The following is a 26,931-nucleotide window of genomic DNA, read 5'->3' as shown; positions in this document are numbered from 1 at the left end:
AACAGAATTTGCCTGGCGGCTTTAGCGCGGTGGTCCCACCTGACCCCATGCCGAACTCAGAAGTGAAACGCCGTAGCGCCGATGGTAGTGTGGGGTCTCCCCATGTGAGAGTAGGGAACTGCCAGGCATCAAATTAAGTGAAGAGGCCATCCGAAAGGATGGCCTTTTTGCGTTTATACGCTGCACAAACTGATCCCCCATCACCCTGCTTATACGGTAAACTACCTGCGTTTTTGCATCAGGATAGCGTCTATGAACCACTCCCTTAAGCCCTGGAATACCTTTGGCATTCAACGCAATGCTAATCAAATTGTACGTGCCGATACTGCACAGCAGCTGCTGGATGCATGGCAAAGCGCAACAGAAAAAAACGAACCCGTACTGATTCTGGGCGAAGGAAGTAATGTCCTGTTTCTCGATGATTTTGCGGGAACGGTGATCGTTAACCGCATCATGGGAATTGATGTGGAAGAGCGTGCCGACAGCTGGCACGTGCACGTGGGTGCCGGTGAAAACTGGCACCACCTGGTGCAGTTTACCCTAGAAAAAGGGATGGCAGGTCTGGAAAACCTTGCGCTTATTCCAGGCTGCGCCGGATCGTCACCCATTCAGAACATCGGCGCCTACGGCATCGAGCTGAAACATGTCTGTGAATATGTCGACTGCATCGAGCTGGCGACCGGAACGGCGACGCGTTTAACCGCAGAACAGTGCCGTTTTGGCTATCGTGACAGTATCTTCAAACATGAATATCAGGATCGCTACGTGATTGTCGCCGTGGGTTTGCGTCTGTCGAAGAACTGGCAGCCCGTATTGACCTACGGGGATTTAACGCGTCTCGATCCGGCTACCGTTACCGCACGCGACGTTTTTGACTCTGTTTGCCATATGCGGATGACCAAGCTTCCCGATCCCAAAGTTAACGGAAATGCAGGAAGCTTCTTCAAAAACCCGGTGATTAGCGGCGAAAATGCCCGACGTTTTCTGGAGGAGTGGCCAACCGCGCCACATTACCCTCAGGCGGATGGCAGCGTGAAGCTGGCAGCAGGATGGCTTATCGATCAATGCCAGCTAAAAGGCACTTCAGTCGGCGGGGCAGCCGTTCACCGACAGCAGGCTCTGGTGCTGATTAACCAACACGATGCAACCAGCGACGATGTGGTACAGCTGGCTCATTATGTCCGCCAGCGTGTCGGCGAAAAATTTAACGTCTGGCTGGAGCCAGAAGTCCGCTTCATTGGTCGCACAGGTGAAGTCAACGCTGTGGAGACTATCGCATGAAGGACAATACGGTCCCGTTAACCCTGATTAGTATCCTGGCGGATGGTGAATTTCATTCCGGCGAGCAGCTGGGTGAGCAGTTGGGCATGAGCCGCGCCGCCATTAACAAGCACATCCAGACGCTACGTGACTGGGGTGTTGATGTATTTACGGTTCCCGGAAAAGGCTACAGCCTGCCGGAGCCGATTCAGTTGCTGAATGAAGACGCGATCCGCAGCCAGATTGGACACGGCAACGTGGCGGTGCTGCCGGTGATTGACTCGACGAACCAGTATCTGCTGGATCGTCTGCCTGAGCTGAAATCCGGCGATGCCTGTGTTGCTGAATATCAACAGGCCGGTCGCGGCCGTCGTGGCCGCAAGTGGTTTTCACCCTTTGGCGCCAACCTCTATCTGTCCATGTACTGGCGACTCGATCAGGGCCCGGCCGCTGCCATTGGCCTGAGTCTGGTCATCGGTATCGTCATGGCAGAGGTGCTGCACGATCTGGGTGCGGATCAAGTGCGTGTTAAATGGCCTAACGATCTGTACCTCAACGATCGTAAACTTGCCGGCATTCTGGTCGAACTGACGGGCAAAACGGGCGATGCGGCGCAAATCGTCATTGGCGCGGGCCTCAATATGGTGATGCGCAATGTCCAGAATGACGTGGTTAATCAGGCCTGGACTAACCTCCAGGAGGCGGGGATCGCCATCGATCGTAACACCCTTGCCGTACGTATGATTAAAGAGTTGCGCAGCTCGCTCACGCTTTTTGAGCAGGAAGGGCTGGCACCGTTCCTGTCGCGTTGGGAAAAGCTGGATAACTTTATCAACCGCCCGGTGAAATTGCTGATTGGTGATAAAGAGATCTACGGCACGTCCCGCGGTATTGACGCTCAGGGCGCGCTGCTCCTGGAGCAGGATGGCGTGATCAAACCCTGGGTGGGCGGTGAGATTTCCCTGCGGAGTGCCGAATAACCGGATGGAGTGAATGATGCGAAAACCCGTCTGCGCGACGCTGGCCGTCATGATGAGCTTGTTGTTCTCACCTCTCTCTCAGGCGGGACAGGCCTGGGAGAGTTACAAAGCACGCTTTTTCAAACCGGAAGGCCGCATTGTCGATACCGGCAATGGCGGCGTGTCGCATACGGAAGGACAGGGCTTTGCCATGCTGATGGCAGTCGCCAACGACGATAAGGCCACGTTCGATAAGCTCTGGCAATGGACAAACCGTGAGCTGAAGAACAAAGAGAACGGTCTGTTTTACTGGCGCTATAACCCCGCAGAGTCCAACCCGGTCGCTGACAAAAACAACGCCGCCGATGGCGATGTGCTGATTGCCTGGGCGCTGCTTAAAGCCGATGCCCGCTGGCATGACAAACGCTACAGCGCCGCATCGGATGCCATTACAAAAGCGCTGGTTGCTCATAGCGTCATCCGCTATGCGGGTTACCGCGTGATGCTGCCCGGCGTCCAGGGATTTAAGCTTGACGGTGAAGTGGTCCTTAATCCTTCCTATTTTGTGTTTCCGGCCTGGCAGGCCTTCGCCGGACGCAGTCATTTGCCGGTCTGGCGCGATTTGATTAAGGACGGGAAGCGCCTGTTGGGAAAAATGGGCTCGGGTAAAGCGAATCTGCCCGCTGACTGGGTCTCGCTGGCATCAGATGGCAAGCTGGAACCGGCCAAAGGCTGGCCGCCGCGGATGAGCTATGACGCGATTCGTATTCCGCTGTATCTTGCCTGGTCTGATAAGCAAAGCCCACTCCTGACGCCGTGGAAAGCGTGGTTTGGGCAATTCCCCCGGGAGCAAACGCCCGCCTGGGTTAACGTCACCACTAACGAATATGCGCCTTACATGATGGAAGGCGGCCTGTTGGCTGTACGCGATTTAACGATGGGGCAGCCTTCCGGAGAACCCGAAATCACCTCTAAAGACGACTACTATTCGGCAAGTCTGAAAATGCTGGTGTGGATTTCAGCGCAATAATAACGCACTGGCTATCCCCTCTCCCCGATGGGGAGAGGGTTAGGGTGAGGGGGAAATCAGTTACTGCGGATACGGTACCCAATCCCCGCCGTTCAGGCGAACGTACGGTTTGTTCTGATACTGAATCACCACCGCGTTGGCGTTCTCGGAGACTTCTGCCGTTTGCGGCAGTTTGCTGGTGAGCTGATCCCAGTTCACGCTATCTTCCACAAACAGCTTCCCGTCAACGGCACGGGCAACCAGTTCTGAGATTGCCAGATAGCTGGTCGGCTGGGTGATTTCAATCGGTGCGCCCTGATGGGGTGCCTTCATCCCAAAGAACTTGATGCCAGCAGGCACGTTGGTAATCGACGGGCTTGGGATATCACGCAGGCCTGACACCTGCATTCTGTCGCCTTTCAGCGCGCCACCGTGCTCAGGTACCACAACCACCATCACTTTACGGCCTGATTTTTCCAGCTCCGTAAAGAACGCGTCCAGCTCGTCGAAGAGTTTCTGCGCACGCACTTTATAATCCGCCGTTTTGCTCACGCCCGGGAAGTGGTTACCGTCGTGGAGCGGCAGGGTGTTAAAGAACGTCGCGCTGCGTGGATTACTGTCTTTTTCGATGGTCTGCAGCCAGCGTTGCAGGACAGCGGAATCGTCATAGACGGGCGAGCCGTCGAAGCCCAGCAGAGAGACAGGAAGACCGGTTTGATCCATCAGCGGTGCCTGCATACCCCCCTGTTCGCGCACCTCTTTCAGGAAGTTGCCGAACTGGCCGTTATGCCCCAGCATCAGATGCTGCGTAAAGCCCAGTTTGGCGAGGTTATCGAACAGATAACACTGGTTGCCGGCGGGTTGATACAGATTCTTATGCGATGCCTGACCGCAGCTTGCACGCAGCAGGCGGATGGCCGCCGGGCCGCTGTACGAGGTGGCAGAGTTGAAATCTTTAAACTGAATGTCGAAATGAGACCACAGCGGATGAGACATCAAACCTGCAGCGTCCACGTCTGCCCAGGAGAGCGAGCAGATGTTGATCACCAGCAGTTCAAACGGCTGAGCATCCGCCGGCAGCGCATCCGGGAATTTCGTCTGTCGCTTGTCTTCCGCGGTATAGAAACTGGAGAGCCAGGCGTTCAGGTTTGTGGAGGTCGGCGGTGCGGTCTGGGTTGGGATATCGCCCACCACAGGCGTATCGCCTGCCGTGGTGACGGTGGCCGCCGCGCTTCCCCCGGTGGTGGTCACCGTGGTGGTCGGTTGACCGGCAGGCCACAGCGAAAAGTTTGGCCCAGCCAGCGTCAGCACGTTAAGCCAGATCATAATCGCGACGACAAACACCGTGACGCGGATCCACTGTGACAGGAACAGCCAGGCAACCAGCAGCACAAATACCGCGCCTATCATCTGCCAGTTAATAAACCGCTCGGTCAGATCGAGGATATAGCTGGCGCTAAAGCCTGCCACCTGTGAGCCCTGGCTCATAATGCTGTCCGGCCCCGGTAACCAGGTATCATGCCAGAACAGCGCAAAGCCGAGAGGGATGGCTATCCAGTGACGTAAGCGATGCAGCCTGATATTCGGCAGGGGCATCAGCAGGAAGGCCATAAATACCAGGTTAAGAAGGGGATGGAAATTCAGATAGCCTGCCCACAGCAGACCAAACTTCACCAGAAAGTAGAAGTTCCAGCCGGAAAGGCCGCGCCAGTATTGCCAGAGCGGCGAGGGTGACGAAGCGGTATAGGTAGAATTAGTCATGTTTTCGGTCTGCCTTGACGTGTGATGCCCGTGTCAGTGTTCCGGCTGGTTTTACATAGCGAGGTTTTATAAACAGCACTCTGGCCGTATCACGGATACGACGTATGGAATGGCGTGCATAGTAGCCAAGCGGGAAAAAGATCAGCGCACAGACTATAACCAGTTGAATGATATCGCTGATATTCATGATGGTGCGTTCTCCGCGTTGTCTGTTAATAAGCGAAGGGGCTCCGGAACCCGGCGCCAGACATGTCCATCATGTCTGGCATTAAGGATCGGTTTCGCATCGCTCTTAATAGCGAGCGGTTTAGCCCATTGTTCAGGCTGGAGCGCACGCATCTGCACCAGCTCTGCGCTGATCGTATTATCTTCGAACCAAATCATACGGTTCGAGAAAATATCCCCGGTAGGCAGCGGGAAGATATGGTTAAGCGCCGTATCGAGGTCGTTTACCCGGCAGAAGGACAAAAACAGCACCAGGCGATTGTCGCCAATGGTCATGATGTCACCCGTACGATTGGGGCGACACAAGGTAAGAGCCTGTTCAACGCGGATACCGGGTACAGGACGCAGGGCAACCATAACCCCTTTTCCGTCAGCAGGAAGAAGCGTATTGCTCATCATGTTGCCGACGGCGTCGCAGAAGGTATCCCATTTTTGGTATCCACGCAGCTTCATCGGCTGCGTCATGGAGAGCAGCGTAGAAATGTCTTCCGGTACATGGCGGCTAAACTGCTGGCCCTGAACGCTTTCGATCAGCGTCAGGCAGCGTGACAGCGGCGCGTTCCAGGGAATGACCATATTTGCACCACAGCCCAGAAGCAGACGCTCATCGGTGGCGCGCAGGCTGGTATTGTTTTCGCGCACGATGATTTTTAACGCGCTTCCGCGCTGGCGGCGCAAGGTGTGGATCTGCCTTGCCAGCGTCTCAATCTGGTTATTCTGCATCAATGAGAAGATAAGGGTTGCCGCCTGGGTTGTGCGGGCTTCGTGGAAAAGGTCTTCGTTAGATTCAAACAGCGACCAGTTTTCCGACAGGGCGGGCGCCCCCTCTAAAACCGCGATATGGCTCAGGATGCGTTTTTCATCACTGCGCGGCTGCACCACGGTTTCTTCCTGCTGTGCCAGGTGCCACTTACCCTCGATGTGTTTCAGCGTAAGTTGTTGCCTGGCGCTCACGCCTTTTTCATTACACCAGAAGGCAATATCGTAGAGATAGCTGCCCACCTGGTCACGAACGCTTGCCAGACCGAACAGGGAACGATATTCACCCATTAAAAGTGAGAACAGCTTGTCATTATTACTGCCGGGATTGACTATCAATAGCGTGCAATTTTGAAATTTTGCCCATTTATTGATTTTTTCCAGCCACGGCAGCAGTTTTTCAGCAGGGATATTTTGCAGGACGTTATTTGCACATTTAAGGATCACCAAATAGTGATCCGGATCAATAGTGCACTGAACGTCACGGGACAAAAAGTATAGACTATCGGCATCCGATGTCATGGAAAATAATCGCACCGTCTGAGGCCCGCGATCGTTTTCCAGCGTGATAATTTTCTTCGGATCTTCGCCCATGCTAATGACGGCCACGCGGGAATCCTTATCCTGGGCAGCAATTGTCTGGTTTACCAGACTGATAGCATCTTCATTCCGGTCCGTATTAATCCACCAGACTCCTCCGACTGGCATGTGGCTCAATTCGTCCCATAATGACTGGATGCCAATAGAAAATATGGAGTCCACGGTGTCCCTCTTTTCGTCTAATTTATCTGTATCTCAGTTTACTAGCGAAAGCGTAGAAATAAACCTAACATTGAAATTAAAGAACATCAGATTTAGCATGTAAATGAAATTTGTCAGGGCAGGAAGCCCCGCAACTTCTTTAGCGTGCGATTTTCCTTAAAGGGATGGAAAAAGAATGGATAATAATGAACCCGGTACCCCAGTCGACTCGACCCTGGGTTACACATTCCAAAACGATTTTCTGGCGCTGACGCAGGCCTTTTCTTTACCTGAAATAGATTACACCGATATTTCCCAGCGGGAACAGTTGGCCGCGGCTATTAAACGCTGGCCGTTATTAGCTGAATTCGCCCATCAACAATAAGGGAGCCATTGATGGCCATACTCGGATTACAGGGTGTCCGTGGGGGTGTGGGTACCACATCTGTTACCGCGGCGCTGGCGTGGTCATTACAGCTTTTAGGTGAATCGGTGCTGGTTATTGACGCCTGCGCCGATAATTTACTGCGTATGTCGTTTAACGTCGACTTTACTCGCGAAGAGGGCTGGGCCCGCGCGCTGCTTGACGATAAAGACTGGCAGGATGCAGGTTTGCGCTATACCTCTCTTCTTGACCTGCTGCCGTTTGGTCAACTGACCACCACGGAACGCGAAAATGAAGCCGCATACCAGCGCCTGTTTTCGCAATTTACGCTGGCGCTGCAGAGCCTGAAGGAAAAGGGACACTACAAGTGGATCCTGCTGGATCTGCCGCACGGTGCGGGCACGCTGACCCGACAGCTTATCGCGCAGTGCGATCATGTCCTCTCGATCGTTAACGTCGATGCGAACTGCCATATCCGCCTGCATCAGCAGGGGCTACCTCAGAATGGCCATATCCTGATTAACGATTTGCGCATAGGCAGCCAGATCCAGGACGATCTGTATCAGGTCTGGCTGCAGAGCCAGCGCCGCCTGCTTCCCATTGTCATTCATCGTGATGAGGGCATGGCGGAATGCCTTGCGTCGAAGCAGCCGCTCGGCGAATACCGCAGCGATTCACTGGCGGCAGAAGAGATCCTGACGCTGGCTAACTGGTGTCTGCTGAACTTCGCCAACCGGGCGGAGCATGCAGGGAGTGATGTATGAGTCGTCTCGCCAGCTGGTTACTCATCCCACCGGTCAGTTCGCGTTTGAGCGAACATTACCGGCATTTTCGCCGTCACGGCGCGTCGGCATTCAGCGCCGCGCTCGGCTGTTTCTGGATGATTCTGGCCTGGATGTTTATTCCACTCGAACACCCGCGCTGGCAGCGCATACGTGCCCGGCACAGTGAACTGTATCCGCACATTAATCCTGACCGGCCGCGTCCACTGGATCCGGCGCGTTATCTCATTCAGGCCATCTGGCTGGTGGCGACCTCATCCCGCGCGGAGATAAAAACGCCGCACTGGCGGAGCTTCTCCCGCGTGCAGCAGTTACGTGAACGCTACCATCAGTGGCTGGACAGGCTCCCCAACAGCGTCAGCGATAAGACCAGCCATCTGGATAACCACAAAGAGCTCGGGCATCTCCACCCGGGCTTGCGGCGTTTTATCCTCGGCGTGATCGTTGTGTTCTCGCTCATTCTGGCGCTGGTCTGTATTACGCAGCCTTTCAACCCTCTGGCGCAGTTCACTTTCCTGATCCTGCTGTGGGGCGTGGCGCTACTGGTGCGCCGAATTCCGGGCCGCTTCTCGGCGCTGATGCTGATCGTGTTGTCGCTGACCGTCTCCTGCCGCTACATCTGGTGGCGTTATACCTCGACGCTGAACTGGGACGACCCGGTGAGTCTGGTGTGCGGCCTGGTGCTGCTGTTTGCTGAAACCTATGCCTGGATTGTGCTGGTGCTGGGCTATTTCCAGGTGATTTGGCCGCTCAACCGCCAGCCGGTTCCGCTGCCAAAGGACACGACCCAGTGGCCAACCGTCGATCTCTTCGTGCCGACCTACAACGAAGACCTGAGCGTGGTGAAGAACACCATCTATGCCGCGCTGGGCATCGACTGGCCGAAAGATAAGCTTAAGGTCTGGATCCTGGATGACGGCAACCGTCCGGCGTTCCGCCAGTTCGCGGAGGAGGTCGGCGTCGAATACATCGCCCGTCCGACGCATGAACACGCTAAGGCGGGGAACATCAACAACGCGTTGAAGTATGCCACCGGGGAGTTTGTTTCGATCTTTGACTGCGACCACGTGCCGACGCGCTCGTTCCTGCAGATGACCATGGGCTGGTTCCTGAAGGAAAAAGAGCTGGCGATGATGCAGACGCCGCACCACTTCTTCTCGCCGGACCCGTTTGAACGTAACCTTGGCCGTTTCCGTAAGACCCCGAACGAAGGCACGCTGTTCTATGGCCTGGTTCAGGACGGAAACGACATGTGGGACGCCACCTTCTTCTGCGGCTCATGCGCGGTTATCCGCCGTAAACCGCTGGATGAAATTGGTGGTATCGCCGTCGAGACGGTCACCGAAGATGCGCACACCTCGCTGCGCCTGCACCGTCGTGGCTATACCTCAGCCTATATGCGCATTCCGCAGGCTGCTGGCCTCGCAACGGAGTCACTGTCGGCGCACATTGGCCAGCGTATTCGCTGGGCGCGCGGCATGGTGCAGATTTTCCGTCTCGATAACCCCCTGATCGGGAAAGGACTCAAGCTGGCGCAGCGTCTCTGCTACGTCAACGCCATGTTCCACTTCTTGTCCGGTATCCCGCGACTGATCTTCCTGACCGCGCCGCTGGCGTTCCTGCTCCTTCACGCTTATATCATCTACGCTCCCGCGCTGATGATTGCGCTGTTTGTTCTGCCGCACATGATCCACGCGAGCCTGACGAACTCGAAGATACAGGGTAAATACCGCCACTCCTTCTGGAGTGAAATCTACGAAACGGTGCTGGCCTGGTACATCGCGCCGCCGACGATGGTGGCGCTGATTAACCCGCACAAAGGTAAATTCAACGTCACCGCGAAGGGCGGGCTGGTGGAGGAGGAGTACGTCGACTGGGTGATCTCCCGGCCGTATATCTTCCTGGTGCTGCTGAATATCGTGGGCGTCATTGCGGGTATCTGGCGCTACTTCTACGGTCCGGAAAACGAAATCCTGACCGTCTTCGTCAGTATGGCCTGGGTCTTCTACAACCTGATTATCCTCGGCGGCGCGGTGGCGGTGTCGGTGGAGAGCAAACAGGTTCGTCGCGCACATCGCGTGGAAATCTGCATGCCTGCGGCGATTGCCCGTGAAGATGGCCATCTCTTCTCCTGTACCGTGCACGACTTCTCTGACGGCGGTCTGGGGATCAAAATCAACGGCCAGGCGAAGGTGCTCGAAGGGCAGAAAGTTAACCTGCTGCTTAAGCGCGGTCAGCAGGAGTATGTCTTCCCCACGCAGGTCGTTCGCGTGGTGGGCAATGAAGTCGGCCTGCAGCTGATGCCGTTGACCAAAAAGCAACATATCGATTTTGTGCAGTGTACGTTTGCCCGCGCGGATACGTGGGCTCTCTGGCAGGACAGCTTCCCGGAAGATAAACCTCTGGAAAGCCTGCTGGATATTCTGAAGCTGGGGTTCCGTGGCTATCGTCACCTTGCAGAATTTGCCCCGTCGTCGGTGAAATTAATTTTCCGGTCACTTACTTCGCTGGTTTCCTGGGTCGTGTCGTTCATTCCTCGTCGTCCTGAGCGGGATGAGGCGAAGCAGGCGGACCCGGTTATGGCTCAACAATGATGATAACGCGATGAAAACAAAACTTTCCTGGTTATGTGCAGTGGCAATGGGGATGAATGCGCTCCCCGCAACAATGGCTAACGCGGCCCCGGGTAACGCAGCGGCAACGCCTGCGCCAACCGTACCTGTCGTCGCGCAAGCAACCGATCCGGTTGTTACCGCGGCACCCGGTCAAACGGAAAACATCCTGCCGAACCAGCCAACGGAGGGGAATACCCAGCCGGCAGACGGCCAGGTCATCGGGCAGGTCATGCCGGGCGTCCGCGGGGCGAATGCGCCCGTCGTTGCGGACAATGCGCCGTCGCGTGACGTGAAGCTGACCTTCGCGCAAATTGCGCCGCCTCCGGGCAGCATGGTGCTGCGCGGCATCAACCCTAACGGCGGCATTGAATTTGGCATGCGCAGCGATGAGGTTGTCTCTAATGCGGTGCTGAATCTTGAATACACGCCGTCACCGTCGCTGCTGCCGACCCAGTCTCAGCTGAAGGTCTATCTGAATGACGAGCTGATGGACGTTCTGCCGGTCACCAAAGAGCAGCTCGGCAAGAAAACGCAGGCTCAGGTGCCGATCAACCCGCTGTTCATCACCGACTTTAACCGTATTCGCCTGGAATTTGTCGGTCACTACCGCGATGTCTGCGAAAACCCGGCCAGCAACACGCTGTGGATGGACGTCGGGCGTAACTCCTCGCTGCAGATGACCTACCAGTCGCTGGCGCTGAAAAACGATCTCTCAGCCTTCCCGGTTCCGTTCTTCGATCCGCGTGATAACCGTCCGCTCACGCTGCCGATGGTGTTTGCCTCTTCCCCGGACGTGACCGAGCAGCTGGCGGCCACCATTGTGGCGTCCTGGTTTGGTTCACGCGCGGGCTGGCGCGGCCAGAGCTTCCCGGCGATGTATGACAAGCTGCCGGACAGAAATGCCATTGTGTTTGCCACCAACGCGAAACGCCCGGCCTTCCTGCGCGATCATCCGGACGTCAACGCGCCGACCGTTGAGATGATAAGCCACCCGGAAAACCCGTACGTGAAGCTGCTGGTGGTCTTTGGTCGTGATGATAAAGATCTGGTGCAGGCAGCAAAAGCGATTGCCCAGGGCAACGTCCTGTTCCGTGGCAACAGCGTGGTGATTGATGAGGTCAAGCCGCTGCTGGCGCGTAAACCTTACGATGCGCCAAACTGGGTGCGTACCGACCGTGCGGTCACCTTTGGCGAGCTGAAAACCTATGAAGAACAGCTGCAGGCGACGGGGCTTGAGCCAGCGCCGATTAGCCTGTCGCTGAATCTGCCGCCGGATCTGTACCTGCTGCGCACCAACGGCATTGATATCAATCTGAACTACCGGTATACCGCGCCAGCCACCAAAGACAGCTCGCGCATGGATATCAGCCTCAACAACCAGTTCCTGCAATCCTTCAGCCTGCAAAGCACGCAGGATACGAACCGCCTGATGCTTCGCCTGCCGGTGCTGCAGGGGCTGCTGGACGGTAAAACGGATGTTTCCATCCCGGCACTGAAGCTGGGCGCGATAAACCAGCTGCGCTTTGATTTCCAGTACATGAACCCAATGCCTGGCGGCTCGGCGGAAAACTGCATCACCTTCCAGCCGGTGCAGAACCACGTGGTGATTGGCGATGAGTCGACCATCGACTTCTCGAAGTACTATCACTTCCTGGCGATGCCGGACCTGCGCGCGTTTGCTAACGCGGGCTTCCCGTTCAGCCGCATGGCCGATCTCTCTGAGTCCATTGTGGTGATGCCGAAAGCGCCAAACGAAAGTCAGGTCACGACCCTGCTGGACGCCATGGCGACCGTTGGCGGACAAACAGGATTACCGGCAATTAACGTCACGTTGACGGACGATGGCAGCCAGATTCAGAACAAAGACGCTGACATCATGGTGATCGGAACCATTCCGGATAAGCTGAAGGATGACAAACGTATCGATCTGCTGGTGAAAGCGGCCCAGTCCTGGGTTAACACGCCGCTGCGCCAGACCGAATTCCCGAGCATTATGCCGGATGTGAATGACCGTCAGGCCAGCGCGCAGACGACGATAACGTCTCAGGGGGCAATGGCTGCGGTGGTGGGCTTCCAGTCACCTTACAACGAACAGCGTAGCGTGGTGGCTCTCCTCGCGGACAGCCCGCGCGGGTATGAACTGCTCAATACGGCCATGAACGACAGCGGTAAACGTGCCGCGATGTTTGGTTCCGTGTCGGTGATCCGTGAGTCCGGCGTCAACAGCCTGCGCGTGGGCGATGTGTACTACGTAGGCCATCTGCCGTGGTTTGAACGCCTGTGGTATGCGCTGGCTAACCATCCGGTTCTGCTCGCTATCCTGGCTGCGGTTAGCGTGGTCCTGCTGGCATGGGTGCTGTGGCGTCTGCTGCGAATCATCAGCCGTCGTCGTCTGAACCCGGATGAGTAAGATGTGATGAAAGCCTTTCGCTGGTGTGTATTAGCAGCGGTGATGCTGGCGGCGCTTCCTCTTCGCGCCGCCTGTACCTGGCCTGCCTGGGAGCAGTTTAAAAAGGACTACATCAGCGAGGGCGGGCGTGTCATTGACCCCAGTGACACGCGCAAAATTACGACCTCGGAAGGGCAAAGCTACGCCCTGTTCTTTGCCCTGGCGGCGAACGATCGCCAGGCCTTTGACCAGCTACTGACCTGGACGCGCGATAATCTTGCCAGCGGCGATCTCAACGGCCATCTGCCAGCCTGGTTATGGGGGCAGAAAGATAAAGAGACGTGGGCGGTGATTGATACCAACTCCGCCTCTGACGCCGATGTCTGGATCGCCTGGTCACTGCTCGAAGCGGGTCGGCTGTGGAAGCATCCGGACTATACCCGCACGGGTAAAGCGCTGCTGAAACGCATTGTCAGCGAGGAGGTGGTGAAAGTCCCGGGGCTTGGCGCAATGCTGCTTCCCGGCAAAGTCGGCTTTGCCGATGAACACGCCTGGCGCTTTAACCCCAGCTATCTTCCACCGCAGCTAGCGGCTTATTTCACGCGCTTTGGCTCCCCGTGGCCCCAGCTTCGTGAAACCAATCTGCGCCTGCTGCTGGAGAGTGCGCCGAAAGGCTTTTCGCCGGACTGGGTGCAGTATCAGAAAAACAGAGGCTGGCGGTTACAGCAGGAGAAAGCATTGGTGGGCGGCTACGACGCCATCCGCGTGTATCTCTGGGTGGGCATGATGAGTGATAACGATCCTCAGAAAGCCCGGTTGCTGACGCGCTTCCAGCCGATGGCGGCAAAGACCATGAAACGGGGTGTGCCGCCGGAGAAAGTGGATGTGGCGACGGGGAAACGCACCGGCGACGGCCCGGTCGGGTTCTCTGCCGCTATGCTGCCGTTTTTACAACAACGTGATGCCCAGGCGATTCAGCGCCAGCGCGTTGCGGACCATTTTCCCGATAACAATGCCTATTACAGCTACGTGCTGACTCTTTTTGGGCAAGGATGGGATCAGCATCGTTTTCGCTTCACCGCAAAAGGTGAATTAATACCGGATTGGGGCCAGGAATGCGCAAGTTCACAGTAAATCTACTCAGTTTATCGCTTGGCCTGGCGCTTATGCCGTGGGCCCAGGCCGCTAACTCTCCGCAGCAAAAACAGCTGCTGGAGCAGGTGAGGCTGGGCGAATCGACACAGCGTGAGGATTTGGTTCGTCAGTCGCTCTATCGCCTTGAGCTGATTGACCCGAACAACCCTGACGTGATTGCCGCACGCTTTCGCTACCTGCTGCGTCAGGGCGATAACGCCGGCGCGCAAAAAGAGCTGGATCGTCTGAAAGGGATTGCGCCGGATTCGAGTGCGTACCAGTCATCACGCAACACGATGCTGCTTTCTACTCCGGATGGCCGCCAGCAGCTCCAGCAGGCGCGACTGCTCGCCACTACGGGGCACACGCAGGAGGCGATTGCCGCCTATGACAAGCTGTTTGACGGCAACCCGCCGGGAGGCGACGTGGCGACGGAATACTGGAACGTCGTGGCAAAAGATCCTGCTCGCCGCGGCGCGGCCATTAACCAGCTCAAGAAAATAAACAGCAGCAGTCCCGGAAATACGCAGCTGCAGGCGACGCTGTCCCAGCTTCTGTTCCAGAGCGGACGTCGTGATGAAGCCTTTGCGGTATTGCAGGAGATGGCCAAATCCACCAATGGCCGTAGCCAGGCGTCTGATATGTGGTATGACCAAATCAAAGACCAGCCTGCCAGCAGCGCCAGCGTCAGCGCGCTGCAAAAATACCTGAGCGTATTCAGCGACGGGGATAGCGTCGCGGCGGCGCGTGCCCAGCTTGAAGCGCAGCAAAAACAGCTCGCCGATCCGGCGTTCCGCGCGAAAGCAGAAGGGCTGGCGGCGGTGGATGCCGGGCAGGGAAGTAAGGCAGTGGCGGAGCTGCAAAAAGCCGTCAGCGCCAACCATGCTGACAGCGAAGCGGTGGGCGCCCTTGGACAGGCGTATTCCCAGAAGGGCGACCGCGCCCGCGCGGTGGCACAGTTTGAAAAGGCGATTGCCCTCGATCCCCAGAGCGATAACCGGGGTAAATGGGACAGTCTTCTGAAGGTTAATCGCTACTGGCTGCTGATCCAGCAGGGCGATGCGGCGCTGAAGGCGAATAACCCGGCGCAGGCAGAGCGTTACTATCAGCAGGCACGCAATATCGACAATACCGACAGCTATGCCGTGCTGGGGCTGGGCGACGCCGCCGCGGCGCGTAAAGATAACGACGCGGCGGAGCGTTACTATCGCCAGGCGCTGCGGATGGACAGCGGCAACAGCAATGCGGTTCGCGGCCTGGCCAATATTTACCGCGCGCAGTCGCCGGAGAAGGCTTCGCAGTTTATCCAGTCTCTCTCCGCCAGCCAGCGCCGTAGCATAGACGACATTGAACGTAGCCTGACCAACGAACAGCTCTCCGCCCAGGCCGAACAGCTTGAGAACCAGGGGAAATACGCGCAGGCAGCAGACATTCAGCGTCGTCGTCTGGCGCTCTCTCCCGGCGACGTGTGGATAACCTATCGTCTTTCGCGCGATCTCTACAGCGCGGGTCAGCGCAGCCAGGCGGACACCCTGATGCGTCAGCTTGCCCACCAGAAACCGTCCGATCCGGATCAGGTTTATGCCAACGGGCTCTACCTTTCCGGAAACGATCAGGACCGGGCCGCGCTGGCGCATCTGGAGACGCTGCCGCGCAGCCAGTGGAACGGCAATATTCAGGAGCTTGCCGACCGCCTGCAAAGCAACCAGGTGCTGGAAACCGCCAACCGCCTGCGCGACAGCGGCAAAGAGCAGGACGCAGAGAATCTTCTTCGCCAGCAGCCGACCTCCACCCGTATCGACCTCACGCTGGCGGACTGGGCACAGCAGCGTGGCGATCTTGACTCGGCGAAAACGACGTACAACGCCGTCCTGCAGCGTGAGCCGCAGAATGAAGACGCGCTCCTCGGTCTGACCGAGATTTACAGCGCGCAGGGTAACAAAGATGCCGCGCGCGCGGAGCTGGCGAAGCTGCCCGCCGCGCAAAACGGCCAGCCGCTGTCGCTCAATATGCAGCGCCGCATCGCGATGGCGCAGGCGGGTATGGGCGATGCCGCTGCCGCAGAGCAGACCTTTAATAAAATTATTCCGCAGGCAAAATCGCAGCCTGGCTCCATGGAAAACGCGCTGGTGCTGCGTGATGCCGCACGTTTCCAGGCGCAGAACGGCCAGCCTCAGCAGGCGCTGGAAACCTATAAAGATGCGATGGTATCGACGGGTATCACCACGACGCGTCCGGCTGACAACGACAGTTTCACCCGTCTGACGCGTAACGATGAAAAAGACGACTGGCTGAAGCGCGGCGTGCGCAGTGATGCCGGTGAGTTGTACCGTCAGCAGGATGTTAACGTCACGCTGCAGCACGATTACTGGGGCTCCAGCGGCACGGGCGGTTATTCCGATCTGAAAGCGCATACCACCATGCTGCAGGTGGATGCGCCGCTCTCTGATGGGCGCATGTTCTTCAGAAGCGATCTGGTCAATATGGATGCCGGGTCATTTGATACCAGGAACGGGACTTACGATCCTAAATGGGGAACCTGCTACGAAACACCATGTAGCGGCAACACCCATCAGTCAGACAATGGCGCGAGCGTTGCCGTCGGCTGGCAGAATAAAACCTGGGCGATGGATATTGGCACCACGCCAATGGGGTTTGACGTCGTCGACGTGGTGGGCGGCATCAGCTATAGCAGCGATCTGGGGCCCATCGGCTATACCGTTAACGCCCATCGTCGGCCAATCTCCAGCTCTCTGCTGGCCTTCGGCGGGCAAAAAGATACCAATACCGGCACCACCTGGGGCGGCGTACGCGCCACCGGTGGCGGCGTAAGTATGAGCTATGACAAAGGGGAAGCGAACGGCGTCTGGTCAAGCCTGAACGCGGAAACGCTGACGGGTAAAAATGTGGAGGATAACTGGCGCGTCCGCTGGATGACGGGTTACTACTACAAGCTCATTAATAAAAACAACGAGCGCCTGACGGTCGGCGTCTCCAACATGCTCTGGCACTACGACAAAGACCTGAGCGGTTATACCCTGGGTCAGGGCGGCTATTACAGCCCGCAGGAGTATGTCTCCTTCGCCTTGCCGGTGACCTGGCGTAAGCGCACGGAAAACTGGTCCTGGGAGCTGGGGGGCTCGGTCTCCTGGTCCCACTCTAAAACCAAAGACGAGCTGCGCTACCCGATTCAGAATCTGATCCCGACCGATGAGCCGGACCGCTATACCGACCGGGGCGCGATGGAAACCGGCAGCAGTTCTTCCGGTACGGGTTATACCGCACGGGCCATAATCGAGCGGCGGGTCACGTCCAACTGGTTTGTGGGCATGGGCGTGGATATCCAGCAAGCGAAAGACTATACCCCAAGCCACGCGCTGATCTATGTGCGCTACTCTGCTGCAGGCTGGCAGGGCGATATGGACTTACCGCCGCAGCCGCTTATCCCTTACGCGGACTGGTAATCGGATTTTCCTTAATCCATTTGTAAGTCTCTCTTAATAGCGCGGCAATCGGGTATACTCAGGCGCGCCAGGTTTACACCCTGGCGCGCCCTGCGCTTCGAGTTTTGTGGAGAGTCATTTTGCGTGTCAGCCGTTCCTTAACAATCAAACAGATGGCGATGGTCTCTGCCGTCACCATGCTGTTTGTCCTGCTCTTCTGCGTTATTTTGCTGTTTCATTCCGTACAGCAGAATCGCTATAACACGGCTTCGCAATTAGAAAGTATCGCCCGCTCGGTACGCGGCCCGCTGTCAGCCTCTATCCTGAAAGGGGATATCCCCGAGGCGGAAACCATATTGAAACGCATTCAGCCGGCTGGTGTTGTGAGCCGGGCGGACGTCGTGCTCCCCAACCAGTTTCAGGCGCTGCGGATGAGCTTTATCCCGGAACGTCCCGTCCCGATGATGGTGATGCGCCTGTTTGAACTGCCGGTGCAAATTTCGCTTCCCGTCTATTCGCTTGAACGCCCTGCGAATCCGCAGCCGCTGGCCTACCTGGTGTTACAGGCAGACTCCTACCGCATGTATAAATTCGTCATGAGTTGGGTGGTTACGTTAGTGACCACTTGCTTACTTATGACGCTTATTCTCAGCGTGGCGCTCACCTGGTGCATCAACCGGCTGATTGTCCATCCCCTGCGCCGTATCGCCCGCGAGCTGAACACGCTCGCCCCGCAGGATCAGATGGGACACCAGCTTGAGCTGCCGCGTCTGCATCATGACGATGAGATCGGCATGCTGGTGCGCAGCTATAACCTCAACCAGCAGCGCATCCAGCGTCAGCAGGATGAACTGAACAGTAGCGCCACCCGTTTTCCGGTATCGGAGCTCCCCAATAAAGCCTTCCTGATGGCGATGCTGGAGCAAACCGTTGAGCGCCAGCAAACCACCGCGCTGATGGTCATTGCCTGCGAAACCCTGCAGGACACGGCTGGCGTGCTTCAGGAGAGCCAGCGCGAAATGCTGCTACTCACCCTGGTGGAAAAGATCAAATCTGTCCTTGCCCCGCGCATGGTGCTGACTCAGGTCAGCGGTTACGACCTGGTGGTGATTGCCAACGGCGTAAAAGAACCCTGGCATGCGATCACGTTAGGTCAGCAAGTACTCACTGTCATTAATGAGCGGCTGCCGATTCAGGGTATCCAGCTTCGCCCGAGCGCCAGTATCGGGATTGCCATGTTCTATGGCGATCTGACCGCGGAACAGCTTTATCGCCGCGCCTTCTCGGCGGCCTTTACCGCCCGGCGCAAAGGCAAAAACCAGATCCAGTTCTTCGACCCGGCGCAGATGGAAAAGGCGCAGCAGCGCCTGACGGAAGAGAGCGACATCCTGACCGCGCTGGATAACCGCCAGTTTGCCCTCTGGCTGCAGCCGCAGGTGGACCTGCAGACGGGAGAGGTGAAAAGCGCCGAGGCCCTGCTGCGTCTGCAGCAGCCGGATGGCTCATGGGAGCTGCCGGGAGGGCTGATTGAGCGCATCGAGTCCTGTGGCCTGATGGTTACCGTCGGCTACTGGGTGCTGGAGGAGTGCTGCCGTCAGCTTGCCGCCTGGCAGGAGCGTGGCGTGACGCTGCCGCTGTCGGTCAACCTGTCTGCCCTGCAGCTTATGCACCCGACCATGGTTTCAGAGATGCTGGAGCTGATCCATCGCTACCGCATCAAGCCTGATACGTTAACCCTGGAAGTGACGGAGAGCCGACGCATCGACGATCCCAATGAGGCGGTCGCGATTCTCAAGCCGCTGCGTAATGCCGGTATTCGCATTGCCCTGGACGATTTTGGCATGGGGTACGCCGGGCTGCGTCAGCTTCAGCACATGAAGACCCTTCCGGTAGATGTGCTCAAAATTGACAAAGTGTTTGTCGACGGACTGCCGGGCGACAGCAGCATGGTGCAGGCGATTATCCAGATGGCGCGCAGCCTCAACCTGCACCTTATTGCCGAGGGGATTGAAACCGACGCGCAACGCGCCTGGCTGGCAGAGGCGGGCGTGGAGAGCGGGCAAGGCTTCCTGTTTGCCCCTGCAGTCCCTTCGGATGTCTTTGAAGAACGATACCTTTCTGGCGCCGATCACCACGCAAAAGCGTAATTTTGTAGCTGGCTTGTGCGAGCCAGCTCAAAGTTCTTAACATTTGTGTTTCAAATTTGAACTGAGTTTATTTCTGTCCTGTTATGTGGGTGTTATTTTAAAGCCGCAGGTTAACCATAACCTTACAAAACCTGTGGTTTTTCTTCCCAAGGACACCTTATGAAAACCTCACTCTTCAAAAGTCTTTATTTCCAGGTCCTGACAGCCATCGCCATCGGTATTCTGCTGGGTCACTATTACCCTGAACTGGGCGCGCAAATGAAACCGCTTGGCGACGCGTTCGTTAAGCTCATTAAAATGGTCATCGCGCCGGTGATCTTCTGTACGGTCGTCACGGGCATCGCTGGCATGGAAAGCATGAAGGCGGTCGGTCGTACCGGTGCAGTGGCGCTTCTCTATTTTGAAGTGGTCAGTACCCTTGCGCTGATTATCGGTCTGATCATCGTCAACGTGGTGCAGCCAGGCGCGGGGATGAACGTCGATCCGGCGACGCTGGATGCTAAAGCGGTTGCGGTCTATGCCGAGCAGGCGAAGGATCAGGGCGTGGTCGCCTTCCTGCTGGACGTCATTCCTGGCAGCGTCATAGGCGCGTTCGCCAGCGGAAACATCCTCCAGGTGCTGCTGTTCGCCGTGATGTTTGGCTTTGCCCTGCACCGTCTGGGCAGCAAAGGTCAGCTTATCTTTAACGTGATTGAAAGCTTCTCGCAGGTCATCTTCGGCATCATCAATATGATCATGCGCCTGGCGCCCATCGGTGCCTTCGGTGCGATGGCCTTCACCATCGGTAAGTATGGCGTTGGTACGCTGGTCCAGTTGGGTCAGCTGATTATCTGCTTCTATATCACCTGTATTCTTTTCGTGGTGGTGGTGCTGGGCTCCATCGCCCGTGCGACCGGTTTCAGCATCTTCAAATTTATCCGTTACATCCGCGAAGAGCTGCTGATTGTTCTGGGAACCTCCTCGTCAGAATCGGCGCTGCCGCGCATGCTCGATAAGATGGAGAAACTCGGGTGTCGTAAATCGGTGGTCGGGCTGGTGATCCCGACGGGCTACTCCTTCAACCTGGATGGCACCTCGATATACCTGACGATGGCGGCGGTGTTTATCGCGCAGGCGACCAACAGCCATATGGATATTTTCCATCAGATTACCCTGCTGGTGGTGCTCCTGCTCTCCTCTAAAGGCGCGGCAGGCGTGACGGGCAGCGGCTTTATCGTGCTGGCCGCCACCATTTCTGCTGTGGGTCACCTGCCGGTGGCGGGTCTGGCGTTGATTCTGGGTATTGACCGCTTCATGTCTGAGGCCCGTGCGCTAACCAACCTGGTGGGTAACGGCGTGGCAACGGTGGTGGTGGCGAAATGGGTGAAAGAGCTGGATCACAAAAAGCTCGACGATACTCTGAATAATCGTTCAACTGACAGCAAAAATCCTGGCTTATCCTCTTAATCTTGTCACAAATGCCCGTATTCCCTTGTGGGGATGCGGGCTCCTGCGCATAATAACTGTTCATACCTGTCATAATTCGACAAGATTTTTTTTGGGTATATTTCACTTCGGACCGTGACGTTTTGCCGAACGCGCGGTCTAATCGACGTGTTTTCATCGTCATCTTTAAGAGTGAAGCGCGTCGCGAGGCACTCTTTTTTAACCAGGAATGTTGATCAGGGGTTCACATGCAGGGCACAAAAATTCGACTCTTAACCGGCGGTTTGCTGATGATGGCAGCAGCCAGTTATGTGCAGGCAGATGCGCTCCAGCCAGACCCGGCCTGGCAACAAGGGACATTAGCGAACGGTTTTCAGTGGCAGGTGTTAGCCACGCCGCAACGTCCCAGTGACCGTATTGAAATCCGTCTGTCTGTTAATACCGGTTCCCTCACGGAAAGCACCCAGCAAACCGGTTTCAGCCACTTTATTCCCCGGCTGGCGCTCACTCAGAGCGGCAGCCTGCAAGCGGTTCAGGTGCGTTCGCTCTGGCAACAAGCCATCGATCCAAAACGCCCACTCCCGCCGGCGGTGGTCTCGTATGACTACACCATGTTTAACCTGAGCCTGCCTAATAACCGCAACGATCTGCTTAAAGAAGCCCTGACGTATCTCTCCGATGCCTCTGGCAATCTGGCGATTACGCCGGATACCGTCAACTATGCGTTGAGCAACAGCGACATGGTGGCGACCTGGCCTGGAGATACCAAAGAGGGCTGGTGGCGTTACCGCCTGAAAGGCTCGACGTTACTGGGGCATGACCCGGCCGAACCGCTGAAACAGCCGGTGGATGCTGAGCAGGTGAAAACGTTCTATCAGAAATGGTACACCCCGGACGCGATGACGCTGATCGTGGTGGGTAACGTGGACAGCCGCGCGGTGGTAGAGCAGATCAACAAAGCGTTTGGCGATCTGAAAGGCAAGCGTGAATCGCCAGCTCCTGTTCCAACACTCTCCCCGCTGCGGGCAGAGCCTGTCAGCATTATGACGGACACCGTGCGTCAGGACCGACTCTCCGTGATGTGGGATAACGCCTGGCAGCCCATCCGTGAGTCCGCGGCGATGTTGCGCTACTGGCGTGCCGACCTGGCGCGTGAAGCGCTGTTCTGGCACGTTCAGCAGACGCTCAGTAAGAACAACGTGAAGAATATCGGCCTTGGCTTTGACTGCCGCGTGCTGTTCCAGCGTGCGCAATGCGCCATTAACGTTGAATCGCCGGGCGATAAGCTGAATGCCAATCTGGGCGTCGTGGCGAAAGAGCTGGCAAAAGTGCGTAAAGAGGGGCTCTCTGAAGAGGAGTTCAACGCGCTTGTGGCCCAGAAAAAACTCGAGCTGCAGAAGCTGTTCGCGACCTACGCGCGCGCCGATACCGACATTCTGATCAGCCAGCGTATTCGCTCCCTGCAGAACCAGGTGGTGGACATTGCGCCGGAACAGTACCAGAAGCTTCGTCAGGACTTCCTGAGCGGTCTGACCGTCGATATGCTTAACCAGGAGCTCCGTCAGCAACTGTCGCAGGAGATGGCGTTGATTCTCCTGCAACCGAAGGGCGAGCCGGAGTATGACATGAAGGAACTTCAGACGACCTGGGATTCCATCATGGCTACCGCGCCGCAGCCGACGCAGTCCGCGACGGCTGATGATTTACATCAGGACGCGACGGATATCCCGCAAGGGCAGTAATGGGTAGACATTCCCTCTCCCTGTGGGAGAGGGTAAAGGTGAGGGCTTAAACAGGCATCGCTTCGCGCGGAATAATCGCCCCGCGATACTGAATGACGGTGCTGGCCGTCAGGTGCCCACGCTGTGCCGCGGCTTCCGGTGTTCCACCCGTCAGGCGTACCGCCAGATAGCCCGCGCTGAATGAATCACCCGCCGCCGTGGTATCAATCACTTTCTCTTTGGCAAGCTTCACCGCCGGGACCTCAACCACTGCTTCACCCGCAATCGCGACCAGGCATGAATCCGCACCGCGCTTAATCACCACTTCACGCACGCCAGCCGCCTGCGTACGTGCAATCACGTCTTCTACCGGTTTCTCACCCCACAGGGCGTCTTCATCGTCGAGCGTCAGGAAGGCGATGTCGGTGCATTGCAGCATCTGCTGATAGACCTGCTGCGTCTCTTCACGGCTGGACCACAGGCGCGGGCGGTAGTTGTTATCGAAAATAACCTTACCGCCGTTGGCACGACACGCGCGCAGCAGCGAGAGCAGCTTTTCACGGCTGGCCGGGCTGAGGATAGCCAGGCTGATCCCGCTCAGATAGAGATAGTCGAAGGTCGCCAGCGCCTGGCAGATGGCCGCGGCAGCCTCGCTCTCCAGCCAGAATTTGGCCGCAGCTTCGTTACGCCAGTAATAAAACGTGCGTTCGCCGGTGCTGTCGGTTTCGATGTAATAAAGCCCCGGGAGGCGGTTTTCCATACGCTGAATCAGCGATGTTTCAACCTGTTCACTCTGCCAGGCCTCCAGCATTTGCTGGCTGAAGCTGTCCGTGCCCAGAGCGGTAACATAGTTCACGGTGAGCGCCTCAGGCGCAACCTGACGGGCAATATAAACCGACGTGTTTAACGTATCGCCACCAAATCCGCGGCTCACTTCCGCGCCTTTTTGTGACAGCTCAATCATGCATTCGCCAATCACGGCAATTTTTTTAGACATAATCGTGAACCTGAACAGAAGAATTAACAGCAGTGTGCGCTGAGTGAATTAACCGGTCAACTATATTAAAACAACGTTCCATTATTTTATTTGAGCCAACGCGTGTTCCTGCGCATTTCTGTCATCTTAATTTCATTTTCCCGGTGAATTGAACATAAAGTTCTCAATTGTCGCGCCGATAATCCTGTGACGAGTCCAGAAAGGCCATCCCAACAACAGGACATCTGAAATGAAGTCAGAGCAGGTTATCCAGCGGCTGAGCACCACGCCTGAGGCAAGTATTGAGAACTTGCAGGAGCATCGCTACTGGCTGCAATGTGAGCGTGCGTACACTTATCAGCCGATATACCGAACAGACGGTCGACTGATGGCCATTGAAATTTTGACCGTCGTAACGCACCCCTCAAACCCTACCCAGCGCATCGCACCGGATCGCTATTTTGCCGAAGTTGCCGTTCGCCAGCGTCTGGACGTGCTGGAAGAGCAGCTCCATATGCTGGCAACGAAGCAGCCCTTTTTCGAACAGCACGATATCCTCGCCTCCGTGAATGTTGATGGTCCCACTCTGCTGGCGCTGCGTCAGAACGCGAAATTGCAGGAGCTGATTGCCACCCTGCCGTGGGTGCGTTTTGAGCTGGTGGAGCATGTCCGCCTGCCGCAGGACTCCTCGTTTGCCTCCATATGCGAATACGGCCCGCTGTGGCTGGATGACTTTGGCACCGGCATGGCGAACTTTTCGGCCCTGAGTGAAGTGCGTTATGACTACATCAAAGTGGCCCGCGATCTGTTCATTATGCTGCGTCAGACCCCGGAAGGGCGGAACCTGTTTACGCTGCTATTGCAGCTGATGAACCGCTATTGCCAGGGCGTGATTGTTGAAGGTGTGGAAACGCTGGAAGAGTGGCGTGATGTGCAAAGCTCGCCTGCCGCGGCGGCGCAAGGCTATTTCCTCTCCCGTCCGGTACCCATGGATCGCCTCGATAGCGTGATAACTACCCTCTGATAAGCCCGCTTCCCTTTGTCTGGACTATAGTTTTACAGGACAGGTCATCAGGAAAGGGGATAAAAATGACAAGAACAACCAGGGTAATCTCCTGGACAGCAGGGATTTTCTTGTTGTTGATCGTGGTCGTCGCCATCATTATCGCGACGTTTGACTGGAACCGTCTTAAGCCGACCATCAACCAGAAAGTCTCAACCGAACTGAACCGCCCCTTCGCCATACGCGGTGATTTAGGGGTCGTGTGGGAGCGTCAAAAAGAGGAGCCCGGCTGGCGAAGCTGGATCCCGTGGCCACACGTCCACGCCGACGACATCATTCTCGGTAACCCGCCGGATATCCCGGCGGTCACCATGATCCACCTGCCGCGCGTTGAGGCCACGCTGGCCCCGCTCGCGCTGTTCACCAAAACCGTCTATCTGCCGTGGATCAAACTTCAACAGCCCGACGCGCGCCTGATCCGCCTCTCAGAAAAAAATAACAACTGGACCTTTAACCTTGCCAGCGACGGCGAAAAGGATCCGAACGCCCAGCCTTCTTCCTGGTCATTCCGTCTCGACAATATTCTCTTCGATCGCGGGCGGATCGCCATCGACGACAAAGTCAGCAAGGCCGACGTGGAGATCCTGGTCGATCCGCTGGGCAAGCCGCTGCCGTTTAGCGAGGTCACGGGGACGAAAGCCAAAGGTGACACGGCAAGCGTGGGCGACTATGTCTTCGGCCTGACGGCAAAAGGACGCTACAACGATCAGCCGCTCAGCGGTAAAGGGAAAATAGGCGGCATGCTGGCGCTCCGGAGCGAAGGCACGCCGTTCCCGGTGCAGGCGGACTTCCGCTCCGGTAACACCCGCGTGGCGTTTGTGGGGACGGTCAACGACCCGATGAACATGGGCGGCGTCGATCTTCAGCTTAAATTTGCCGGTGATTCGCTGGGCGAGCTGTATGAGCTGACCGGCGTGCTGCTGCCGGATACGCCGCCGTTCGAAACGGACGGGCATCTGGTCGCCAAAATCGATACCGAAAAAGCGTCTGTTTTTGACTACCGTGATTTTAACGGCCGCATCGGCGACAGCGATATCCACGGCTCGCTGACCTACACCACCGGAAAACCGAGGCCGAAGCTGGAAGGGGACGTTGAGTCCCGTCAGCTGCGTCTGGCCGATCTCGGCCCGCTGATCGGCGTGGATTCCGGCAAAGGCACAAAATCAAAAGAGGTGAAAAAGGACATTCAGCCTGCGGGAAAAGTGCTGCCTTACGATCGCTTTGAAACCGATAAGTGGAACGTGATGGATGCGGACGTCCGCTTCAAAGGGCGTAAAATTGAGCATGGCAGCACGTTGCCGTTGAGCGATCTCTCGACGCATATCATCCTCAAAAACGCCGACCTGCGCCTGCAGCCGCTGAAGTTTGGCATGGCAGGCGGGACGATTTCCTCAAACATTCACCTGGAAGGCGATAAAAAGCCGATGCAGGGCCGGGCGGAGATTCAGGCGCGCAGGCTTAAGCTGAAAGCGCTGATGCCGAACGTCGAGCTGATGCAGAAAACCCTCGGCGAGATGAACGGCGATGCCGACATTCGCGGCGTGGGTAACTCCGTGGCGGCGCTGCTGGGCAGCGGTAATGGCAACCTGAAGCTGCTGATGAACGACGGGCTGGTGAGCCGCAACCTGATGGAGATCCTGGGGCTGAACGTCGGGAACTACATCATCGGGCAAATCTTCGGGGATGATGAGGTACGGGTGAACTGTGCGGCGGCCAATCTGGATCTGGTGAACGGCGTGGCGCGTCCGCAGATTTTTGCCTTCGACACGGAAAACGCGGTGATTAACGTGACCGGAACCGCCAGCATGGCCTCCGAGCAGCTTGATCTGACGATTGACCCGGAGAGTAAGGGGATCCGTATTATCACGCTGCGCTCGCCGCTGTACGTGCGCGGGACCTTCAAAAATCCGCAGGCGGGCGTGAAGCCCGGACCGCTGATTGCGCGTGGTGCGGTGGCTGCGGCGCTTGCGACGCTGGTTACCCCAGCCGCAGCGCTGCTGGCGTTGATATCGCCGTCAGAGGGCGAGGCGAATCAGTGCCGGACCATTTTGTCACAGATGAAGAAGTAAGGTGCGGCCTGTTTTTGCCGGGTGGCGCTGCGCTTACCCGCCTACATTTGAATCGTAGGCCGGGTAAG

18 protein-coding genes and 1 rRNA gene are annotated in these 26,931 nt (G+C 56.9%); 15 read left to right on the top strand and 4 right to left on the bottom strand.

The window, feature by feature from the left end:
• Positions 1-11 precede the first annotated feature (11 nt).
• The 4 genes from rrf to BMW97_RS20770 all read left to right on the top strand — a co-directional run bounded on the left by rrf (position 12) and on the right by BMW97_RS20770 (position 3,249).
• Positions 12-127, top strand: a 5S ribosomal RNA gene (gene rrf, locus BMW97_RS20785).
• 125 nt (positions 128-252) lie between these two features.
• Positions 253-1,281: a UDP-N-acetylmuramate dehydrogenase gene (murB, locus tag BMW97_RS20780; protein ID WP_045909075.1), complete on the top strand. Its 1,029-nt coding sequence runs from the start codon at positions 253-255 to the stop codon at positions 1,279-1,281.
• A complete protein-coding gene (gene birA / locus BMW97_RS20775) occupies positions 1,278-2,240 on the top strand; it encodes a bifunctional biotin--[acetyl-CoA-carboxylase] ligase/biotin operon repressor BirA (RefSeq protein WP_045909074.1) in 963 nt (320 codons plus the stop codon). The genes murB and birA overlap by 4 nt, the downstream gene beginning before the upstream one ends.
• Positions 2,241-2,256: 16 nt before the next feature.
• Positions 2,257-3,249 carry a family 8 glycosyl hydrolase gene (locus tag BMW97_RS20770; RefSeq protein WP_045909073.1) on the top strand — a complete coding sequence of 331 codons (993 nt, stop codon included), beginning with the start codon at positions 2,257-2,259 and terminating at the stop codon, positions 3,247-3,249.
• Between the two features lie 60 nt (positions 3,250-3,309).
• On the opposite strand, the gene bcsG is transcribed toward BMW97_RS20770, so the two are convergent.
• Genes bcsG through bcsE form a run of 3 tightly spaced genes read right to left on the bottom strand, consistent with a single transcriptional unit; the run spans position 3,310 to position 6,735 of the window.
• Positions 3,310-4,989 (bottom strand): cellulose biosynthesis protein BcsG, encoded by a 1,680-nt coding sequence (bcsG, locus tag BMW97_RS20765; RefSeq protein ID WP_045909072.1) that lies wholly within the window; start codon positions 4,987-4,989, stop codon positions 3,310-3,312.
• Positions 4,982-5,176 carry a cellulose biosynthesis protein BcsF gene (gene bcsF, locus BMW97_RS20760; RefSeq protein WP_045909071.1) on the bottom strand — a complete coding sequence of 65 codons (195 nt, stop codon included), beginning with the start codon at positions 5,174-5,176 and terminating at the stop codon, positions 4,982-4,984. Before bcsF ends, bcsG begins: the two co-directional genes overlap by 8 nt.
• Positions 5,173-6,735: a cellulose biosynthesis c-di-GMP-binding protein BcsE gene (bcsE, locus tag BMW97_RS20755; RefSeq protein WP_045909070.1), complete on the bottom strand. Its 1,563-nt coding sequence runs from the start codon at positions 6,733-6,735 to the stop codon at positions 5,173-5,175. The genes bcsF and bcsE overlap by 4 nt, the downstream gene beginning before the upstream one ends.
• 175 nt (positions 6,736-6,910) lie before the next feature.
• Between bcsE and bcsR the strand changes: the two genes are divergently transcribed.
• From bcsR to BMW97_RS20710, 9 genes are all read left to right on the top strand, one after another.
• Positions 6,911-7,099 (top strand): cellulose biosynthesis protein BcsR, encoded by a 189-nt coding sequence (gene bcsR / locus BMW97_RS20750; protein WP_008503237.1) that lies wholly within the window; start codon positions 6,911-6,913, stop codon positions 7,097-7,099.
• 11 nt (positions 7,100-7,110) lie between these two features.
• Complete coding sequence (gene bcsQ, locus BMW97_RS20745) at positions 7,111-7,863, top strand: cellulose biosynthesis protein BcsQ (protein WP_045909069.1); 753 nt, start codon at positions 7,111-7,113, stop codon at positions 7,861-7,863.
• Positions 7,860-10,475, top strand: coding sequence for a UDP-forming cellulose synthase catalytic subunit (bcsA, locus tag BMW97_RS20740; protein ID WP_045909068.1), 2,616 nt, complete (start codon positions 7,860-7,862; stop codon positions 10,473-10,475). The genes bcsQ and bcsA overlap by 4 nt, the downstream gene beginning before the upstream one ends.
• 10 nt (positions 10,476-10,485) lie before the next feature.
• Positions 10,486-12,906, top strand: coding sequence for a cellulose biosynthesis cyclic di-GMP-binding regulatory protein BcsB (bcsB, locus tag BMW97_RS20735; protein WP_045909067.1), 2,421 nt, complete (start codon positions 10,486-10,488; stop codon positions 12,904-12,906).
• A 6-nt stretch (positions 12,907-12,912) separates the two neighbouring features.
• Positions 12,913-14,019, top strand: coding sequence for a cellulose synthase complex periplasmic endoglucanase BcsZ (gene bcsZ, locus BMW97_RS20730; protein WP_045909066.1), 1,107 nt, complete (start codon positions 12,913-12,915; stop codon positions 14,017-14,019).
• On the top strand, positions 14,001-17,483 hold the full coding sequence (bcsC, locus tag BMW97_RS20725; RefSeq protein WP_090393115.1) for a cellulose synthase complex outer membrane protein BcsC: 3,483 nt from the start codon (positions 14,001-14,003) through the stop codon (positions 17,481-17,483). The genes bcsZ and bcsC overlap by 19 nt, the downstream gene beginning before the upstream one ends.
• Positions 17,484-17,602: 119 nt before the next feature.
• Positions 17,603-19,609, top strand: coding sequence for a biofilm formation regulator HmsP (gene hmsP / locus BMW97_RS20720; protein ID WP_045909064.1), 2,007 nt, complete (start codon positions 17,603-17,605; stop codon positions 19,607-19,609).
• A 159-nt stretch (positions 19,610-19,768) separates the two neighbouring features.
• Positions 19,769-21,055, top strand: a complete 1,287-nt coding sequence (locus BMW97_RS20715; protein WP_045909063.1) for a dicarboxylate/amino acid:cation symporter — start codon at positions 19,769-19,771, stop codon at positions 21,053-21,055.
• Between the two features lie 227 nt (positions 21,056-21,282).
• A complete protein-coding gene (locus BMW97_RS20710; protein WP_045909062.1) occupies positions 21,283-22,776 on the top strand; it encodes a M16 family metallopeptidase in 1,494 nt (497 codons plus the stop codon).
• A gap of 46 nt (positions 22,777-22,822) precedes the next feature.
• Here the strand turns inward: BMW97_RS20710 and BMW97_RS20705 are convergent, their stop codons facing one another.
• Complete coding sequence (locus BMW97_RS20705; RefSeq protein WP_045909061.1) at positions 22,823-23,752, bottom strand: 2-dehydro-3-deoxygluconokinase; 930 nt, start codon at positions 23,750-23,752, stop codon at positions 22,823-22,825.
• Positions 23,753-23,981: 229 nt separating this feature from the next.
• On the opposite strand from BMW97_RS20705, the gene pdeH reads away from it, so the two are divergent.
• Both pdeH and BMW97_RS20695 read left to right on the top strand, forming a co-directional pair.
• Positions 23,982-24,755, top strand: a complete 774-nt coding sequence (gene pdeH, locus BMW97_RS20700) for a cyclic-guanylate-specific phosphodiesterase (protein ID WP_045909060.1) — start codon at positions 23,982-23,984, stop codon at positions 24,753-24,755.
• A gap of 65 nt (positions 24,756-24,820) precedes the next feature.
• Complete coding sequence (locus BMW97_RS20695) at positions 24,821-26,863, top strand: AsmA family protein (protein WP_045909059.1); 2,043 nt, start codon at positions 24,821-24,823, stop codon at positions 26,861-26,863.
• Positions 26,864-26,931: the final 68 nt, after the last annotated feature.

The sequence above is a fragment of the Enterobacter sp. NFIX58 genome (assembly GCF_900110475.1).
Taxonomy (GTDB): Bacteria; Pseudomonadota; Gammaproteobacteria; order Enterobacterales; family Enterobacteriaceae; genus Enterobacter; species Enterobacter quasiroggenkampii.
This window is presented reverse-complemented; position numbering and strand designations above follow the sequence as displayed.

Coding starts and splice junctions, on each gene's coding strand:
- murB (WP_045909075.1), top strand. CDS start 253: ATGAACCACTCCCTTAAGCCCTGGAATACCTTTGGCATTCAACGCAAT.
- birA (WP_045909074.1), top strand. CDS start 1,278: ATGAAGGACAATACGGTCCCGTTAACCCTGATTAGTATCCTGGCGGAT.
- BMW97_RS20770 (WP_045909073.1), top strand. CDS start 2,257: ATGCGAAAACCCGTCTGCGCGACGCTGGCCGTCATGATGAGCTTGTTG.
- bcsG (WP_045909072.1), bottom strand. CDS start 4,989: ATGACTAATTCTACCTATACCGCTTCGTCACCCTCGCCGCTCTGGCAA.
- bcsF (WP_045909071.1), bottom strand. CDS start 5,176: ATGAATATCAGCGATATCATTCAACTGGTTATAGTCTGTGCGCTGATC.
- bcsR (WP_008503237.1), top strand. CDS start 6,911: ATGGATAATAATGAACCCGGTACCCCAGTCGACTCGACCCTGGGTTAC.
- bcsQ (WP_045909069.1), top strand. CDS start 7,111: ATGGCCATACTCGGATTACAGGGTGTCCGTGGGGGTGTGGGTACCACA.
- bcsA (WP_045909068.1), top strand. CDS start 7,860: ATGAGTCGTCTCGCCAGCTGGTTACTCATCCCACCGGTCAGTTCGCGT.
- bcsB (WP_045909067.1), top strand. CDS start 10,486: ATGAAAACAAAACTTTCCTGGTTATGTGCAGTGGCAATGGGGATGAAT.
- bcsZ (WP_045909066.1), top strand. CDS start 12,913: ATGAAAGCCTTTCGCTGGTGTGTATTAGCAGCGGTGATGCTGGCGGCG.
- bcsC (WP_090393115.1), top strand. CDS start 14,001: ATGCGCAAGTTCACAGTAAATCTACTCAGTTTATCGCTTGGCCTGGCG.
- BMW97_RS20715 (WP_045909063.1), top strand. CDS start 19,769: ATGAAAACCTCACTCTTCAAAAGTCTTTATTTCCAGGTCCTGACAGCC.
- BMW97_RS20710 (WP_045909062.1), top strand. CDS start 21,283: ATGCAGGGCACAAAAATTCGACTCTTAACCGGCGGTTTGCTGATGATG.
- BMW97_RS20705 (WP_045909061.1), bottom strand. CDS start 23,752: ATGTCTAAAAAAATTGCCGTGATTGGCGAATGCATGATTGAGCTGTCA.
- pdeH (WP_045909060.1), top strand. CDS start 23,982: ATGAAGTCAGAGCAGGTTATCCAGCGGCTGAGCACCACGCCTGAGGCA.
- BMW97_RS20695 (WP_045909059.1), top strand. CDS start 24,821: ATGACAAGAACAACCAGGGTAATCTCCTGGACAGCAGGGATTTTCTTG.